Raw genomic sequence first — 17200 nt, 5'->3', positions numbered from 1 at the left:
TAGTTTCAATAGAACTCGATAACAAAATATCCATATACTGCAAAAAGTCAAAGCCAAGTAAACTTGACTTTGACTTCTTTATATGTTGCTTATAAATTTTGATAAAGCATATTATTTATTATCGTCATTTACTTCTTCAAAATCTGCATCTACAACATTATCGTCTTTTGCTGTTTGGCTATCTGCAGTTGCATTTGGATCAGCATGACCAGCTTGTGCGTCTGCACCAGTTTGTTGATAAAGTTTTACTGTAATATCTTGAATAATTTGTTGTAGTGCATCTTTTTTCGCGCGCATTTCTTCAAGATTATTACTTTCGATTGCCTTTTTCAACTCGTCTTTTGCTTCTTCCGCTTTTTTCACTTCACTAGCGTCAACTTTTCCTTCAACTTCTTTTAATGTTTTTTCAGTTGTAAAGACGAGTTGATCAGCTTCATTGCGTAGTTCTGCTTCTTCTTTTCGTTTTTTATCCGCTTCTGCATTTTGTTCAGCTTCACGAACCATTTTATCAATTTCTTCATCCGATAAACCTGAGGAAGATTGGATTGTAATTTTTTGTTGTTTACCTGTTCCTAAATCTTTTGCACTAACATTAACGATTCCGTTTTTATCAATATCGAATGTAACTTCGATTTGTGGGATACCACGTGGTGCAGGTGGAATATCCGTTAATTGGAATCTACCTAATGTTTTATTATCAGCTGCCATTGGACGTTCACCTTGAAGCACGTGAATGTCTACTGCTGTCTGATTATCAGCGGCGGTTGAGAAAACTTGAGATTTAGAAGTTGGAATTGTTGTGTTTCGTTCAATAAGTTTTGTAAATACACCGCCCATTGTTTCAATACCTAGGGAAAGTGGTGTAACGTCTAATAATACAACGTCAGTTACATCACCAGTAATAACCCCACCTTGTATAGCTGCACCCATTGCAACAACTTCATCAGGGTTAACACCTTTATGAGGCTCTTTACCTGTTTCTTTCTTAACTGCTTCTTGAACTGCAGGAATTCTTGTTGAGCCACCAACTAAGATAACTTTATCAATTTCATTTGCTGATAAACCTGCATCTTGTAAAGCCTGGCGGACAGGACCCATTGTTCTTTCAACAAGATGAGCTGTTAATTCTTCAAATTTTGCACGAGTTAATGTTACATCTAAATGAAGAGGTCCGCTTGGGCCAGCAGTAATAAATGGTAATGAAATTTGTGTACTAGTTACACCTGATAAATCTTTTTTCGCCTTTTCAGCCGCATCTTTTAACCGTTGCATAGCCATTTTATCTTGAGATAAGTCAATCCCATTTTCTTTTTTGAATTGTTCAACTAGATAATCAATGATAACTTGGTCAAAGTCATCTCCACCTAGATTGTTATCCCCTGCCGTTGAAATAACTTCAAATACACCATCACCGAGCTCAAGGATAGAAACGTCAAATGTTCCACCACCTAGGTCGAATACTAAAATCTTTTCTTCATGATCTGTTTTATCTAACCCATAAGCAAGTGCAGCAGCTGTTGGTTCATTTATAATGCGTTCAACTTCTAGTCCTGCAATTTTACCAGCATCTTTAGTTGCTTGTCTTTGAGCATCATTAAAGTATGCAGGAACAGTAATAACTGCTCTTGTTACGGTTTCACCTAAATAACTTTCAGCATATGATTTTAAATGTTGTAATATAATTGCTGAAATTTCTTGAGGAGTATAATCTTTCCCTTCAATTGTTTCTTTATAGTTCGTTCCCATATGACGTTTAATCGAGATAACTGTATTTGGATTTGTAATCGCTTGTCGTTTCGCGATTTCTCCAACTTGACGTTCTCCATCTTTAAAAGCAACTACGGATGGAGTCGTGCGGTTTCCTTCTGGACTAGGGATAACGACAGGTTCTCCACCTTCAAGTACGGAAACACAAGAGTTTGTTGTTCCTAAATCTATACCAATAATTTTACTCATTTTTCAGTCCTCCTAAAAAATTCTAGCTATGTACTATTGATTTACCTTTACCATAGAAGGTCGAATAACTCGATCTTTTAATTTATATCCTTTTTGGAATTCTTCTAAAACGATATTGGAAGCAACTTCAGAGTCAGAGCCTTGCATAACTGCATGATGTTCATGTGGATTAAACTCTTTTCCAACTGCCTCGATTTGTTCGATCCCTTCGTTTTTAAACACTTCCAGCATACCTTTATAAACCATTTCCATTCCTTCTAACAAAGCCTTTGCATCTTCATTTGTTACATTTGTTTGAAGTGCACGTTCAAAATTATCTACAACATTCAACAGTTCTGTTGCTAGTGTTTGGGAACGGTATTTTTCAATTGCCTCAAATTCGCCTCTTGTTCTTTTACGGTAATTATCAAAATCTGCTTGAACACGTAATAATCGGCTTTCTTTCTCTTGCAATTCCTTTTCTAATTGTTCAATTTTTTCTTTCAGTTCTTTCGTTTCATCATGTGAAGCTTCAGAAGACTTGTCTCCATTTGTTGCTTCTCCACTATCTAAAGTGTTGTCTACCTGGTCATTTTCAGCTGTTTCTGAATGATTGATTGTGTTCTTTTCTTCATTCATTTCATTGTCCTCCAGTATTGTTTCTTTTTCATCTGTCACTAGATCCACCTCCCTAGTTCAGTTTTTATCAACAGCTATATCCGCACGACTAGAAGGAATAGACGTGCGGAACAGTTATTATTTATTAAAAACCCGGATTATTACTATACATTTTTGGGGACCGAGCTTTCTTAATAAGAATTAGTGATCATATAATTTCGTTAAAGTAAATGTAAGATTTTCACTAAGTAAATTCAATAATGTTATGACACGTGAATATTGCATCCGCTTTGGACCTAAAATGGCAATTGTTCCAACTTGTTCTTGACCAATATTATACGTTGCAGTTATCAAGCTGCAATCATCCATAGCCGGTATTTTGTTTTCAGTACCAATTTTCACATTAATTCCAAATGGAGTTTGCTTTAACATATGATAAAAATCTGCTTCCTCTTCCAACAAGCTCAATAGCCCTTGTACTTTTTCAATGTCTTGGAATTCAGGCTGCTTAAACATATTTGTTTTTCCACCGTAGTATAATTTTTCATTATTAGGTATTGATAGTACGCCAAGTATAGTACGTAGCATCGATTCATAATTATCTACGTTTTCCTTAAACAGAGTTACAACCTCAGTTAGTAACTTTACTTGAAGGTCTGGAAGTGGCACACCTACTAATCGTTCATTTAGTATATTTACTGTTTTTTCAACTTCAGATGGATGAATCGATGGTGGTAAAGAAAACATTCTATGCTCTAGATGACCCGTATTTGTAACAATGACAGCGACAGCCGTTTCGTTGTTAATTGGGATAATTTGAAACTTACTTAACTTATTATCTTTAACATTTGGCCCTAACACAATCGCTGTATACTCTGTTAATTCAGATAGAACTTTAGCAGAGTTTTGGACGACCTTTTCCAATTCATAAATTTTTTCATTGAACAAGTCGTTAATCCGCTTTATCTCATCATTGGTAACCTTATTAGGAGAAATTAAATGATCCACATAAAATCGATAACCTTTTTCTGAAGGTACCCTACCAGAAGAGGTATGTGTTTTTTCTATGAAACCTAATTCCTCAAGGTCTGCCATTTCATTACGGATTGTTGCTGAGCTAAAAGAAATACCATTCTTTTTCGCTAAGCTACGTGAGCCAACTGGGTGAGCAGAGCGAATAAAATCATCAATTATGATTTGCAATATTAACAATTGACGCTCTGTTAACATTACCATCACTCCTTTTAGCACTCATAGTTATGGAGTGCTAAATCTATATATAAATTAACAAATAAAAAAAGATATGTCAATTAGCGAGCAAGTGAATAACAGTAGTGAAACAAAAAATTCTTTAGCTTTTAATAAACTGCTGAAAAACAAGATTTCCTAACATCCTACCATGTTCTGTTAGTTTTATATAGTTATCTGTTATAGTAAGTAAACCGTCATTCGTTAACTTTTCAATTTCAGTATTATAATATTCCAAAGGATTTTGTCCATATTTATTCGTAAATTTTTGAATGGATACTCCTTCATTTTTTCTTAAGCCTAAAAACATTTCTTCTTCAATTTGTTCCTTTTTAGTTAGCGGTATTTCTTCACGTACTGGTAATTCATTTTTTTCAACTTGAGTTATATAATGTTTAATTGGCCCTAAATTCGATCTCCTAATAGAATTTAAATAACTGTGGGCCCCTGCACCGAAGCCATAATACTCTTCATTATCCCAATAAACGATATTATGTTTACTTTCAAAACCTTCCCTTGTATAATTACTAATTTCATATTGGTTATAACCGTGACGCTCCATTTGCTCCATAATCATTTTATACATGATAGCTTCCTCGTCTTCTGATGGGAGTGGCAATTTATTACGGTTCATTAAATTATAAAAAACCGTTTTCGGTTCCACAATAAGAGAATAGGCGGAACAATGCTCAATGTCTAATTTAAAAAACTCATCAAGTGCAAATTGGACGTCTTCTTTTGTTTGATTCGGTAAGCCGTACATTAAATCAATACTAATATTAGTAAATCCATTTTGTTTAGCTGCTTCAACTGTCGTGTATACGTCTTTTACACGATGACTTCTTCCAATCGCTTCCAATAATTTATCATTAAAAGATTGCACACCTAGACTTAATCGGTTTACGCCATACGCTTTTAATATTTTCAACTTGTTTTCAGTTAAATCCCCAGGGTTTGCCTCAATCGTATATTCCTTAAGTTTTTTAACATGAACAAGTGATTGAACCGTCTCCATTAAATATTTAAGTTGTTCTTCATTTAGCGCTGTTGGCGTTCCACCACCAATAAACACCGTTTCAACTTGTGTAGGAGGCGTAATCTCAAATATGTGTTCCATTTCCATTCTCAAAGCGTGCAAGTACTCTTCTACGGGCTGTCCTTTCAGATATACTTTATTAAAATCACAATAGTGGCATATTTGCGTACAAAATGGAATGTGTATATAAACTGCTTTTGACATAACTATCACTACCTTATTCAATGAAATATAAAGAGGCTAGGATCGGCTTTCCCAATTCTAACCTCAAATAACTACAACTAACTTATTTTACTTATCGTCAATTTTTAGTACCGCCATAAAAGCTTCTTGTGGTATTTCAACAGACCCTACTTGTTTCATTCGTTTTTTTCCTTCTTTTTGTTTTTCAAGTAATTTCCGTTTCCGAGAAATATCCCCACCATAACATTTAGCTAAAACATTTTTCCTCATTGCTTTAATGGTTGAACGGGCAACAATTTTTGTACCAATTGCCGCTTGTACAGGTACTTCGAATTGTTGACGAGGAATAAGCTCTTTAAGTTTTTCAACAATCACTTTTCCGCGCTCATACGAAGAATCTTTATGGACAATAAAACTAAGCGCGTCTACTTTTTCAGCATTTAATAATATATCCATTTTCACCAATTTCGATGGCTTATATCCAATCAGTTCGTAATCAAAAGAAGCATAACCTTTTGTACTTGATTTCAATTGATCAAAGAAGTCATAAACAATTTCAGATAATGGTATTTCGTATATAATAGAAACGCGTGTCTCATCCAAATATTGCATATCAATAAAGATGCCACGTTTATTTTGGCAAAGTTCCATAATTGCTCCAACATAATCATTTGGAGCCATAATTGATGCTTTTACATAAGGTTCTTCAATTCGTTCAATTTTTTGCGGGTCTGGCATATTGGACGGGTTATCAACTTCAATTGATGATCCATCCGTTAAAAATACATGATAAATAACACTTGGTGCAGTTGTAATTAAGTCGATTTTAAATTCCCGTTCAATTCGTTCTTGGATAATTTCCATATGAAGAAGCCCTAAGAAACCGCAACGGAAACCAAATCCTAACGCTTGTGATGTTTCTGGTTCATATTGAAGTGCTGCATCATTTAACTGTAATTTCTCTAATGCTTCGCGAAGGTCATTATATTTTGCTGTATCAATTGGATACAATCCGCAGTATACCATCGGGTTCATTTTCCGATAGCCTGGGAGAGGTTGAAGAGCAGGGTTTTCAGCACTCGTAATCGTATCCCCTACTTGTGTATCCCCGACATGTTTAATAGAAGCCGTTAAATACCCAACATCACCAACAGTTAATTCCTCTCGTTTTACTGGTTTTGGTGAATTAACGCCAAGTTCAGTAACTTCAAACTCTTTACCTGTTGACATCATTCGAATCTTATCTCCAACTTTAACAGAACCTTCTACAATTCGAATTAATGCGACAACACCACGATACGCGTCATAAACTGAATCAAAGATAAGTGCTTGTAACGGTGCATCAGGATCGCCTATTGGTGAAGGGACTTTTTCAACGACTTGTTCCAATATTTCTTCAATGCCGATACCTGCTTTTGCTGAGGCAAGTACTGCTTCACTTGCATCTAAACCAATAACATTTTCAATTTCTTGGCGAATTCGTTCAGGCTCCGCACTTGGTAAATCTATTTTATTTATAACAGGAAGAATTTCCAAATCATTATCAATAGCTAAATATACGTTTGCAAGGGTTTGTGCTTCAATTCCTTGTGCAGCATCCACAACAAGTATAGCCCCTTCGCACGCAGCAAGACTCCTTGACACTTCATAAGTAAAGTCGACATGCCCTGGAGTGTCGATTAGATGAAGAATGTACTCTTCTCCATTTTTCGCCTTATACGTCAATTCAACTGCATTTAATTTAATTGTAATACCACGTTCTCGCTCTAAGTCCATCGAATCTAGTAATTGTTGTTTCATTTCTCGTTCTGAGACCGTATGTGTTTTTTCTAATATACGATCAGCTAACGTCGATTTTCCATGGTCAATATGAGCAATGATTGAAAAATTGCGGATTTTTTCTTGTCTTCTTAATTTCTCTTCTCGGTTCATTTCCGTTCACTCCTGTAAACTAGACAAAATCACTAGCTTTGATTATAACAATACATTTTTCCATATTCAATGAAAATCATCTTATTACAATACAAAAAGCTGTTCGAAGCCCATTTGGACCTAGAACAGCTATGAAGAAAACAAAGAAGAGAAGAGGTCTTGAAAGAAATTTGTAACCTTTTTTGCGATATTCGTAAAAAAATTATATGTTTTTATTTCTTCTAATGCTTTCTTTTTTTCTTCCAAATCGTGACTTGTAACCGTTTCACCAAGAATCGTTGCTTCATACTCTCCAAACTCTTTACTGTTCTTTATCGATAAGACACTAGAGAATGTTCCGTCATCATAACCTTTCATTTCTTTTAAACCATGATTTGCTTCCTGGAAACCGATAATAACCCCTAAAAATAAGATACAAATTAAAAGGACAGTTTTTACTAGAAAACGGAACATCTCTATCACCTCAATCATTACTATTTTTTTATCTAATAATAAGTATGTTGAAAATGGTTAAATCATTACTAGAATTAGTGTGTTGAATAATCTGATAAGTTTTCATCTAATCCTGGATGTAACGCTTGATTCAGACCGCCAGCAATTAAATTAGCCATTCGTTCAATAAAAACATCTACTTCCTTTGGTGTTACCATTAAATTATGTCCCATTGGAGATAAGACTTCGCGTATAAGTTCGCGCTTCTCCTCCTCCTCTAAAGTGCCAATGATTCCTAGAAAGGTTTTTCTTTCTTCATCTGATGGCAAATCATCATCGGTATATACCTTTTTTTCACCAAAAGTAAGTCCAGCTGGGGCTAAACGACGGGAAGGACGGTTACCTTCTCGCATTTCTCTACCAAAATGTTTTAGCAAGAAATCAATCGTATCACTTGTAATTGATACAGCATCAACGACTGTTGGAACACCGATAGCAATAACAGGAACCCCTAATGTTTCTTCGCTTAATTCTTTTCTCTTGTTACCAACACCAGAACCGGGATGTATTCCTGTATCAGAAATTTGAATGGTTGCATTTACTCGCTCAATTGAACGTGAAGCTAGAGCATCAACAACAATAATAAAATCTGGCTTCGTTTTTTGTACGACACCAAAAATAATATCACTTGTTTCGATTCCAGTAATCCCCATAACCCCTGGTGCAATGGCACTTACCGGTCTATACCCATCTTGAACAGATTGTGGCTGTAACTCAAATAAATGTCTTGTCACAATAATGTTTTCACATACGATTGGTCCCAATGCATCTGGTGTTACATTCCAATTTCCTAGTCCAACTATTAAACAAGTAGATTGTTTATTAATATTTTTCTTCTCTAAAAACTTATGGAATTCTTTCGCAAAAATATTTTTTGTTGTTTGTTCAAATTCACGATTCGCATCTCGAATTGCTTGACTTTCAATTGTCAAATAATAACCGGGCTTTTTACCAACCGTTTCGCTTCCTTTTTCAGAAATCGTAACTTCAGTTATTATTACATCTTGCTCCGTTCTTTCCTTAACAATAACGCCATTGATATCAGAATCTATTTTTTCTTGCTCTTTTTGCTCGACAACCATTTCCCTTGCTTCAATCGCTAAATCGGTACGTAACGAATATTTTTCTAAATCATTTTCCACTCAAATAACCCCTTTCTGTAATAAGACAAATTTCTGGGATATTCTTCTTTTATACAGTATTTCCAAATCACTTTTTTTCATTCGAATTGTAGATTTTCTTTTCTATCTATTGCATTAATGACTATCATTTGGTAAAATAGCAGTTGTTCTTTATGATGATATTTTTTTAAGTCATGTTACCGTCTGGCTTCATTGGGAGGTGAAAAGATTGGCAAATATTAAATCTGCTATTAAACGAATTAAAACTAACGAAAAAAGTAGAGCATTAAATATATCTCAAAAATCTGCAATGCGTACTGCTATTAAAAAAGTTGAATTAGCTGTAGCTTCAAATGATACAGCTGCTGCTAAAGAAGCTTTAACATTAGCTATCCGTAAAATCGATAAAGCTGCAACAAAAGGCTTAATTCATAAAAATGCAGCTAATCGTTATAAATCTCGTTTAAGTAAAAAAGTTAATACTTTACATGCTTAATGAACATGCAGAAAATTTGGTCGTCATACCAAATTTTCTTTTTTTATACGTCACAAAAAGAGGCTGGGACAAAACTTTAGTAAAATAAAAATTAAGGCGTTGGAGCTTACACTAAAAAGTGTAGACCCAACGCCTTTTTTGTCACAATTCTAGTAAACAAAAAGGGCACCTTTTGATAAAATTAAAGTGACGAAACAATAATTTTGGAGGTGCCCTTATGTTTAAACATTATAACATGAATCAAGTAGTTTTACCGCTAAATTTAGAAATTAAGTTGAAAGAAAACGATATTGCTTTTGCGATCAATGANAATGAGACTGGGACAAAACTCCAGTAAAATAAAAATTAAGGCGTTGGAGCTTACACTAAAAAGTGTAGACCCAACGCCTTTTTTGTCACAATTCTAGTAAACAAAAAGGGCACCTTTTGATAAAATTAAAGTGACGAAACAATAATTTTGGAGGTGCCCTTATGTTTAAACATTATAACATGAATCAAGTAGTTTTACCGCTAAATTTAGAAATTAAGTTGAAAGAAAACGATATTGCTTTTGCGATCAATGATCTTGTCGAGAGTATTCCCGAAGAAGCTTTCGAGGACTTCATACGACAAACCGGCCGTCCCGCGTATCATCCTCGTATGATGTTGAAAGTCATTTTGTGTGGATATACGCAATCCGTGTTTTCCGGCCGTAAAATAGAAGCTTTATTACAGGATAGTATCCGCATGATGTGGCTGGCTCAAGGACATGAACCTAGCTATCGCACCATCAATCGCTTCCGTTCTAATCCACTCATTGAAAACATCCTACGTGAATGCTTTGTCCAGTTCCGAAATCAGCTCGTGGAAAAGGAATTGATTGAAGAGGAAGCCATTTTTATTGATGGTACAAAAATTGAAGCAAACGCAAATAAGTTCACCTTTGTATGGCGGAAGTCCATTGAAAGATATAGTGATAAGCTAATTGAAAAGTCCAATCAACTGTATGATGAGCTGCTAGAGAAGGAGATCATCCCAGCAATAGAGCGAGAAAAGGAAGAGGAACTTTCCGTCAAAGAAATGGAAGAAGTAGTCGAAAAGTTAGACGAGAAAATCGAGGAATATAATAAAAAGATTGAAGTATCTGAAGTTGGGAGTGAACGGAAAAAGCTCCGTTCCGAACGCAAATTACCCATACAATCTCGGAAGCAATGGATGGATTACATTACTCGCAAACAAAAGTATCAAAACGATATGGAGATTTTCGGTGATCGCAATAGTTACTCAAAGACGGACCCAGATGCGACGTTTATGCGCATGAAGGACGACTACATGAAGAACGGTCAATTGAAAGCTGGTTACAATGTCCAAATTGCGACGGAAGGTCAATATGTGCTCGCTTACGATGTTTTCCCAAACCCGACCGATACACGCACTTTAATTCCTTTTCTCGACACGATTGAAGAAAACTTTTTCGAGCTTCCGGAATTCATTGTCGCGGATGCAGGATATGGTAGCGAACAGAATTATGAAGATATCATCGAGAATCGAAATCGAACGCCACTTATTACATACAATCAATATCGAAAGGAGAAGAAAAAGAAGCATAAGGACAACGCTTTTCATGTAGATAATTGGGAATATAATGAGGACGAAGATACTTTTCTGTGCCCAAATGGTCGGAAAGTACGATTTAGCCATCATTCCAAACGAACAGACAGGTACGGATTCACCCGTGAATTTAAAGTGTACGAGTGTGAGGACTGTTCGGATTGTCCACTCCGCGATTTATGCACGAAAGCAAAAGAAGGGAACAACCGAAAAGTCTACATAAATGAAAAGTGGGAGTCCCAAAAAGAATATGTACGTACGAAGCTTTCAGACGAGAAAACTGGTGAAATTTACGGAAAACGTAAAATTGATGTAGAACCAGCGTTCGGTTTTCTGAAGGCTAATTTAGGTTTCACTCGTTTTTCCGTCAGAGGAAAACAGAAAGTGAAAAATGAATTAGCCTTTGCGTTGATGGCGGTGAATATGAGAAAAGTCACCGCCATCAGCGGTAAAATAGTGACGAGAAATGGAAAAACCCCACAAAAAAGGTTCCAAGCAAATTTTTTATTGCCTGGAACCTTTTTATATACTACTTTTGGCTAGTTATGTCCCAGCCTCTTTTTATTTATCTATACATTTTTACGTCAAATATCGGAAGAAGAACAACTCTAACAATTTTTCCTTATTTCCATAACCAGTTTTCATCTGGTAATCCAGTTCGGCTAACGCGTCCATCATTTGCAATAACTTCTTCTCATCAAATACTTTTCCTTGAGTTATTGCTAATTTTACTCGATAGGGATGAGCCTTTAAGATACTAGCTATTTTTTGCTCGCCATATCCTTTACTAATTAATGATTTTACTTGAGCAATGAAACGAAATTGTCCAGCGATAACAGCAAGTATCTTTATTGGCTCTTCATTTTGTTTTAATAAATCGTGGTAAATGGTTAACGTTTCATCTAGTCGTCGATGGACAACTTGATCAACTAATACAAAAATATTGCTCTCTAATGATTTAGATGCAAGTAAATGGACAGTAGCCTCATCAATTACTTGCTTTTCTCCATATAAAACTAATTTTTCAATTTCGTTGTTTAGTAATAATAAGTTTTGACCTATAAATTGGTAGAGTAATTCAATCGCATCTTTAGTAATTTCTAAACCTCGTTCCTCCACTTGTTCTTTTATCCAGTCTTTCGTTTCCTTTTCCGTAAATTTTGCATGTAAAACAATGGCGTCCTTCATTAACTGTTTAACCATTTTCCTTCGTTCATCTAGCTTTTCATAAGGAGCAATCATTATTAATATAGTTGAAGGAACTGGATTCATCACATACTCTTCAAACACTTTCACATTATGATCAACTTTTTCTTTTCCTTTCTCTCCTGTAAGGAAGTAAGGATTTTCAATTATGACAATCTTCTTATCACCAAAAAAAGGAATCGTCTGACAGTCCTCTACCGCAATCTCAATTGGGGTCTCCTCCATATCATAACGAGATAGGTTAAATTCCTTCGTTTCCTCAGACAATACAGAACGAACAATTAAATTTTGTGTTTCGTTAATAATGAAACTTTCGTTACCATATAATAAATATAACGTTGATAACTTTCCTCGTTTAATATCTTTCCATATTTTTAAAAACACATGTATGACTCCCTATTTAATCTATTTACTTCTATTATCGTAAAGAAAAAGAGCGTCTTTATCAAGTAAAAATAAAGCATGATAGAATTTGGTTTTATGATTGGCCCGTTCTTTCTATAAAATATGTAAAATGATGTCAATGAATAAGTAACTGAAAATGTAGATTTTTTTAAAAACAAAATGTATACTGAATTCATAGAGGAGGGATGTAAATGAACGAATTTGAACAAAATGTCCAATGTAAGAGAAATGATTTCGTTGATTCGGTTGTTGCTGCTGTCGTTTCGTTTGGCTTTTTTGCAACCATTTTCATCGTTGCCACGGTCATTAAGGTGATTGCTTCATAATTTTCTAAGGAGAAAAGACTGTCTGTTGCGACAGTCTTTTCATTTTCCTCCATCAGTCATTCGACAAATTGAAACTTAAGCGGTAATCCTTTATGTTTTTATTGTTATCATCCGATCCCTACCAAATAAAAATTGATATACTACTGCTCCGTGTTGATCTGTCCGGTAAACAGTTACCCTATGTTCATGAAGTAAATGAATCACTTCTCTATGGGGATGGCCATACCGATTATTTTCCCCTGCAGAAATAACTGCAATAGTTGGTTCAATCGTTGATAAAAGATGTTCTGATGTTGATGTTCTGCTCCCATGATGACCTACCTTCAAGATGTCCACTTTTATGGAAGGATACTTTTGAACAATTTTTCTTTCTCCTTCCACTTCAATATCACCTGTAAACAACCATGTTTTCTGTCCAATTTTTGCATATATTCCAATCGACGCATCATTACTAGCAATAGCGGATTTCTCTGGTGCGACAATCATAAATGTATTTTTTCCACTTCTCCAATTCATTCCTGATGATACTTCAATAACATGAATCCCTTTTCTTCTTGCCATTTCAATTTTCTTTTTCTCCATCTCCTTTTTTTCAATTGTGTTTCCAGTTAATAATGAATGAACTTTAAAATGTTCCATAATATGATCAACGGAACCGATATGGTCACTGTCTCCATGTGTTAATATCAGTTTATCAATTTTTGTGATGCCTTTACTTTTCAGCAATGGAACAATAATATGTTCTCCTGGGTCAAAATTAGAATTTCTTTTTTGCCAATCTTCAGAAGCAAAGGTAACTCTTCCTCCCGTATCGATTAAATAGGTTCCTTTATTAAACGGAAGTCGAATTAATATACTATCTCCTTGTCCAACATCAATAAAAACTACCTCTCCAACAGGAGAAAATTTGATAAAAAGGATTTGTAAGGTAAATGGGATAAGTAAAATAATCATGAGAAGTTTCAATTTTTTTATCCAATAATTCTCTAATAGATATAGTGCAATAAAAATTGTCATGTAAAACATAAGAATTAAGATTAAAGGGGTTTTCCCTAATACAACATGGAACAAATCAAATTGATGAACCCATTTTGCTAGGTGATTTAGTTTTTGTAGGAATTCATTTAAAATGGAAACACCAATTTGTGCAATTGGGGGGAAAATAAGCAGTAAACTATACGTAATTAAAGATAATGGCAATACGATTAATGAGTAAATTGGGACATAAATGATATTTAATAAAACACTAAGAAGTGAAAATTCATAGAAGTGGTTTAATAATATCGGTAAAGCAACTAGTTGTGAGATTAGTGAAATCATAAAACTCGCATGAATTGTATGCACGGTTTTCTCAAGTAAAAAGCTTGATAACAGTAAACCAGTTGCAACCGTATACGAAAGTTGAAAACCAACATGATAGATGATAAATGGATTGATTAGTAGAAAACCAATAAATGAGATGACTAGCGCATCAAGCGGTTCAATAGCTGTTTTCCATTTTGATAGGAACAAAATAATCCATGCCATAACTACTGCCCGAATAACAGACGGTGCTGCACCGCTAATAATTACATACAGTGGCAAAAATATAAGTAAGCAATATCGAACCATTTCTCTTGTCATACCAATACGTAATAAAATGAAATACAAAAAACCACTTATTACTGTAACATGGAGTCCAGATATGGCTAAAAGATGTGAAAGACCTAATTGCTGATAGGCCTCCATGGCTTCTTGCTCCATTCCTTCTTTATGGCCAAATAATAAAGCATTAACAAAAGGCGCGACAGATGGAGAAAAAATGTCATTTATTAAATGGATTCCATTATGACGATACTTTAATAATTGAGTATAAAAGGACTGCTTACCTTCTCTACAATCCGTTATTGTATCCACTAAAAGTGTATAAGATATTTTTTGCGTTAACAAATATTCTCTATAATTAAAAGCATTTGGGTTTGTTGGCTCATTAGGCGTTTTTATCGTTCCATTAACAGAGCAAAACATATTTGGTTGTAGACGGGAAATTAATTCCTCTTTCTCTTTTTCTGTTTGAATATAATACGATAGTGCTAACTTCTCTCCTATTATTGTATGGACAGAGGCACTTAACTTATTTCCATCAAAAGTTGGATATTCTGCAAATTTTACGAGTAGCTTCTCTACATTTTCTTCTGCCTTTTCAATTTTATCAAGCTTTTCATGATGGTAACTAAAAAAAAGTACCCAAAAAAGCCAACTACTCAAAAGGAGAAAAAGAATCTTGTTTTCCTGTCGATAATGAAGAAGGTGTAGATATGATACAATCACAACGAGTCCTAAAGTAAAATGATGGTAGGCCAAAAACGCAAAAACAACGGTTAAACCAAAATATATTAAGGTTCCACTCCGTAACGTAATTCCCTCCTAACCTCTTCAATATCTTTATTGAATGAAGAAGCAATCGTTTATGGACTGCTTCCTCACACTGTTACATTTTAAGTACATTGAAAACATTTTTATCAAAATTAACCTTCTCAACTTTCACTCCCGCTTGTTCAAGTATTTCCAAAGCATATGGGTGATTTTTATAATCCTCTGCATAATAAATCACCTTAATACCCGCTTGAATAAGTGCCTTTGTACATTGTAAACATGGAAAATGGGTAACGTAAATTTCCGCTCCCTCTGTTGGGACTCCAAATTTTGCACATTGAAGAATTGCATTCATTTCTGCGTGAATTGTACGAACACAATGATTATCAATGACATAACATCCTTTATCAATACAATGGTCTCCTCCAGCAATTGATCCATTATATCCCCCAGCGATTATTCGTTTATCTCGAACAATTGTGGCCCCAACTGAGAGTCTCGTACAAGTACTCCTTGTAGATAATAGAAAGCTTTGGGCCATAAAATATTGATCCCACGCAATACGCGTCATATGAATACTCCTTTCTTAAATGGGGATTTTTGTTTAGTAATCTAATCTTAGTGTAGACCGTTTTTTTTAATTGAGCAATAACAATACAAGATTGCCTAAATTGTTAGTTACTTAACTGTAACTTTATCCTTTAATTTTTCAAATGTCTTTTCTCCAATTCCTGAGATGTTCATTAAATCTTCAACCGTTTGAAATGGCCCATTTGTTTCACGGTACTCAATAATTGCTTCAGCTTTACTTGGGCCAATTCCTGGTAGCGTATCAAGAGCTGCAATATCCGCAATATTAATATTCACCTTTCCATCACTTGACTCCGAAGAGGACGTGGATGAACTAGTCGTTCCAATCATATCGATTGGTATATTTTCTTCCCCTAGCTTTGGAATATATATTACCATTTCATCGGCAACTTTTTGAGATAAGTTAACTTTCGCAGCATCTGCATCATTCATCAATCCACCGGCTCGGTCAATAATATCAATGACCCTTTCCCCTGCACGAACAGTGTAAACGCCCGGATTGTTAATTGCACCTTTTATATCAACTTTAACCGTTTCTACTTCGGTCGGTTGTTCATTTTGATTCATTACATTTTGCTCTGTCAAATTCGAATCAGCTAATATAGTCTGATTGACATTTTCTTCATCAACCGAGGGCAACTGCTGTATATCCAACGTCTCTTCTTGATTCATATAGTAAAAAATAATTACACCAACAGCAATAAGACTCATTGTAATTACTGTTTTCTTTTCCTGTAACCATTCTTTTATCAATTGCACCTTAGTCATAAACCAGCACTTCCTTTCATAAAGATAGATGAGATACTTTTTTTGAAAAGGAGGGGTCCTGTGCATCTAGGAATCATCGGAACTGGCAATATGGGGACGATACTTATTGAAGCCCTCATCGAAGGAAGAGCACTTCCTCAAGAAAACATAACGATTATGAATCGAACGGTTGAAAAAGCTCAGCGTATTAAAAATACTTATCCGAAAATTCATGTTGAGACAAATTTATCAGCATTAATACAAAAAAGTGACATTATTTTCCTTTGTATAAAACCGTTAAACTTTCATGAAATTTTAACAATGATTAAAGATGAACTAACCGAGGATAAGTGTATTGTATCGATTACGAGTCCAATTACTGTTGACCAATTAGAATCAATCGCACCTTGTTCCTGTATACGAGCGATACCGAGTATCACAAATCGAGCCAGGTCAGGCGTCTGTCTCTTAACTTTCGGAAAAAATTGCTCAACTTATTGGAAAGAAACGATTCAAGAACTACTATCTCATATCGGAAAGCCGGTTGAAATTGATGAAAATATAACGAGAGTAGCATCAGATATTGTTAGCTGTGGTCCGGCATTCTTTAGTTACTTATTGCAAAAATTTATCGAAGCAGCTGTTTGTGAAACAGAAATTGATCATGAAATAGCAACAGCATTAGCATCAGAAATGTTAATCGGTATGGGAACATTGATTGAAGAAAATTATTATACATTTCCTGAATTACAGAAAAAAGTAACCGTAAGAGGGGGGATTACAGGCGAGGGGATTCATGTATTAGAAGAAAGTGCTTTGGAAGAAACATTCCAAAAAATTTTTAAAGCTACACATAAAAAATTTAATCAAGAAAAACAACTTATAAAAAAACAGTTTGAGTTTCATAATGTTTGATAAT

At 34.8% G+C, this 17200-nt stretch carries 15 protein-coding genes; 4 read left to right on the top strand and 11 right to left on the bottom strand.

Annotated elements, in window-relative coordinates:
* Positions 1–111: 111 nt before the first annotated feature.
* From dnaK to gpr, 7 genes are all read right to left on the bottom strand, one after another.
* A complete protein-coding gene (gene dnaK / locus BN2144_RS11555) occupies positions 112–1956 on the bottom strand; it encodes a molecular chaperone DnaK (protein WP_033828368.1) in 1845 nt (614 codons plus the stop codon).
* Positions 1957–1989: 33 nt separating this feature from the next.
* Entirely contained in the window at positions 1990–2574 is a 585-nt protein-coding gene (gene grpE / locus BN2144_RS11550) for a nucleotide exchange factor GrpE (protein ID WP_033828611.1), read from the bottom strand.
* A 180-nt stretch (positions 2575–2754) separates the two neighbouring features.
* Positions 2755–3783: a heat-inducible transcriptional repressor HrcA gene (hrcA, locus tag BN2144_RS11545; protein ID WP_033828367.1), complete on the bottom strand. Its 1029-nt coding sequence runs from the start codon at positions 3781–3783 to the stop codon at positions 2755–2757.
* Positions 3784–3904: 121 nt separating this feature from the next.
* Positions 3905–5041 carry a radical SAM family heme chaperone HemW gene (hemW, locus tag BN2144_RS11540; protein ID WP_033828366.1) on the bottom strand — a complete coding sequence of 379 codons (1137 nt, stop codon included), beginning with the start codon at positions 5039–5041 and terminating at the stop codon, positions 3905–3907.
* Positions 5042–5128: 87 nt separating this feature from the next.
* Entirely contained in the window at positions 5129–6952 is a 1824-nt protein-coding gene (lepA, locus tag BN2144_RS11535) for a translation elongation factor 4 (RefSeq protein ID WP_033828365.1), read from the bottom strand.
* A 129-nt stretch (positions 6953–7081) separates the two neighbouring features.
* Positions 7082–7405 (bottom strand): YqxA family protein, encoded by a 324-nt coding sequence (locus tag BN2144_RS11530; RefSeq protein WP_033828364.1) that lies wholly within the window; start codon positions 7403–7405, stop codon positions 7082–7084.
* A gap of 74 nt (positions 7406–7479) precedes the next feature.
* Positions 7480–8586 (bottom strand): GPR endopeptidase, encoded by a 1107-nt coding sequence (gene gpr, locus BN2144_RS11525; RefSeq protein ID WP_033828363.1) that lies wholly within the window; start codon positions 8584–8586, stop codon positions 7480–7482.
* Between the two features lie 208 nt (positions 8587–8794).
* On the opposite strand from gpr, the gene rpsT reads away from it, so the two are divergent.
* Together rpsT and BN2144_RS11515 are read left to right on the top strand one after the other, a co-directional pair.
* On the top strand, positions 8795–9061 hold the full coding sequence (gene rpsT, locus BN2144_RS11520) for a 30S ribosomal protein S20 (RefSeq protein WP_033828362.1): 267 nt from the start codon (positions 8795–8797) through the stop codon (positions 9059–9061).
* Between the two features lie 471 nt (positions 9062–9532).
* Positions 9533–11194: an IS1182 family transposase gene (locus tag BN2144_RS11515; protein ID WP_230199692.1), complete on the top strand. Its 1662-nt coding sequence runs from the start codon at positions 9533–9535 to the stop codon at positions 11192–11194.
* A 36-nt stretch (positions 11195–11230) separates the two neighbouring features.
* Here BN2144_RS11515 and holA read toward each other — a convergent pair whose 3' ends face one another.
* The gene (holA, locus tag BN2144_RS11510) at positions 11231–12241 is read right to left on the bottom strand and encodes a DNA polymerase III subunit delta (protein ID WP_033828361.1); all 1011 of its coding nucleotides are present in this window, start codon (positions 12239–12241) and stop codon (positions 11231–11233) included.
* Positions 12242–12453: 212 nt separating this feature from the next.
* Here holA and BN2144_RS19220 point away from each other — a divergent pair, with 212 nt between their 5' ends.
* Positions 12454–12588, top strand: a complete 135-nt coding sequence (locus BN2144_RS19220) for a YqzM family protein (RefSeq protein WP_033828360.1) — start codon at positions 12454–12456, stop codon at positions 12586–12588.
* 90 nt (positions 12589–12678) lie between these two features.
* On the opposite strand, the gene BN2144_RS11505 is transcribed toward BN2144_RS19220, so the two are convergent.
* From BN2144_RS11505 to BN2144_RS11495, 3 genes are all read right to left on the bottom strand, one after another.
* Positions 12679–14898, bottom strand: coding sequence for a DNA internalization-related competence protein ComEC/Rec2 (locus BN2144_RS11505; RefSeq protein WP_230199732.1), 2220 nt, complete (start codon positions 14896–14898; stop codon positions 12679–12681).
* A gap of 160 nt (positions 14899–15058) precedes the next feature.
* Positions 15059–15514: a ComE operon protein 2 gene (locus BN2144_RS11500; protein WP_033828359.1), complete on the bottom strand. Its 456-nt coding sequence runs from the start codon at positions 15512–15514 to the stop codon at positions 15059–15061.
* A gap of 107 nt (positions 15515–15621) precedes the next feature.
* Positions 15622–16287: a helix-hairpin-helix domain-containing protein gene (locus tag BN2144_RS11495; RefSeq protein WP_230199731.1), complete on the bottom strand. Its 666-nt coding sequence runs from the start codon at positions 16285–16287 to the stop codon at positions 15622–15624.
* A 75-nt stretch (positions 16288–16362) separates the two neighbouring features.
* Between BN2144_RS11495 and comER the strand changes: the two genes are divergently transcribed.
* Positions 16363–17196, top strand: a complete 834-nt coding sequence (gene comER, locus BN2144_RS11490) for a late competence protein ComER (protein WP_033828357.1) — start codon at positions 16363–16365, stop codon at positions 17194–17196.
* Positions 17197–17200: the final 4 nt, after the last annotated feature.

The sequence above is a fragment of the Bacillus andreraoultii genome, from assembly GCF_001244735.1.
Classification (GTDB): Bacteria; Bacillota; Bacilli; order Bacillales; family Caldibacillaceae; genus Caldifermentibacillus; species Caldifermentibacillus andreraoultii.
Note: the sequence above shows the minus strand (reverse complement) of the source record. Positions and strands in the feature narration are given on the sequence as shown.

What these genes read in the sequence shown, in the direction of transcription:
- dnaK (WP_033828368.1), bottom strand. Translation starts at nt 1,956, where the DNA reads ATGAGTAAAATTATTGGTATAGATTTAGGAACAACAAACTCTTGTGTT.
- grpE (WP_033828611.1), bottom strand. Translation starts at nt 2,574, where the DNA reads ATGAATGAAGAAAAGAACACAATCAATCATTCAGAAACAGCTGAAAAT.
- hrcA (WP_033828367.1), bottom strand. Translation starts at nt 3,783, where the DNA reads ATGTTAACAGAGCGTCAATTGTTAATATTGCAAATCATAATTGATGAT.
- hemW (WP_033828366.1), bottom strand. Translation starts at nt 5,041, where the DNA reads ATGTCAAAAGCAGTTTATATACACATTCCATTTTGTACGCAAATATGC.
- lepA (WP_033828365.1), bottom strand. Translation starts at nt 6,952, where the DNA reads ATGAACCGAGAAGAGAAATTAAGAAGACAAGAAAAAATCCGCAATTTT.
- BN2144_RS11530 (WP_033828364.1), bottom strand. Translation starts at nt 7,405, where the DNA reads ATGTTCCGTTTTCTAGTAAAAACTGTCCTTTTAATTTGTATCTTATTT.
- BN2144_RS11515 (WP_230199692.1), top strand. Translation starts at nt 9,533, where the DNA reads ATGTTTAAACATTATAACATGAATCAAGTAGTTTTACCGCTAAATTTA.
- BN2144_RS19220 (WP_033828360.1), top strand. Translation starts at nt 12,454, where the DNA reads ATGAACGAATTTGAACAAAATGTCCAATGTAAGAGAAATGATTTCGTT.
- BN2144_RS11500 (WP_033828359.1), bottom strand. Translation starts at nt 15,514, where the DNA reads ATGACGCGTATTGCGTGGGATCAATATTTTATGGCCCAAAGCTTTCTA.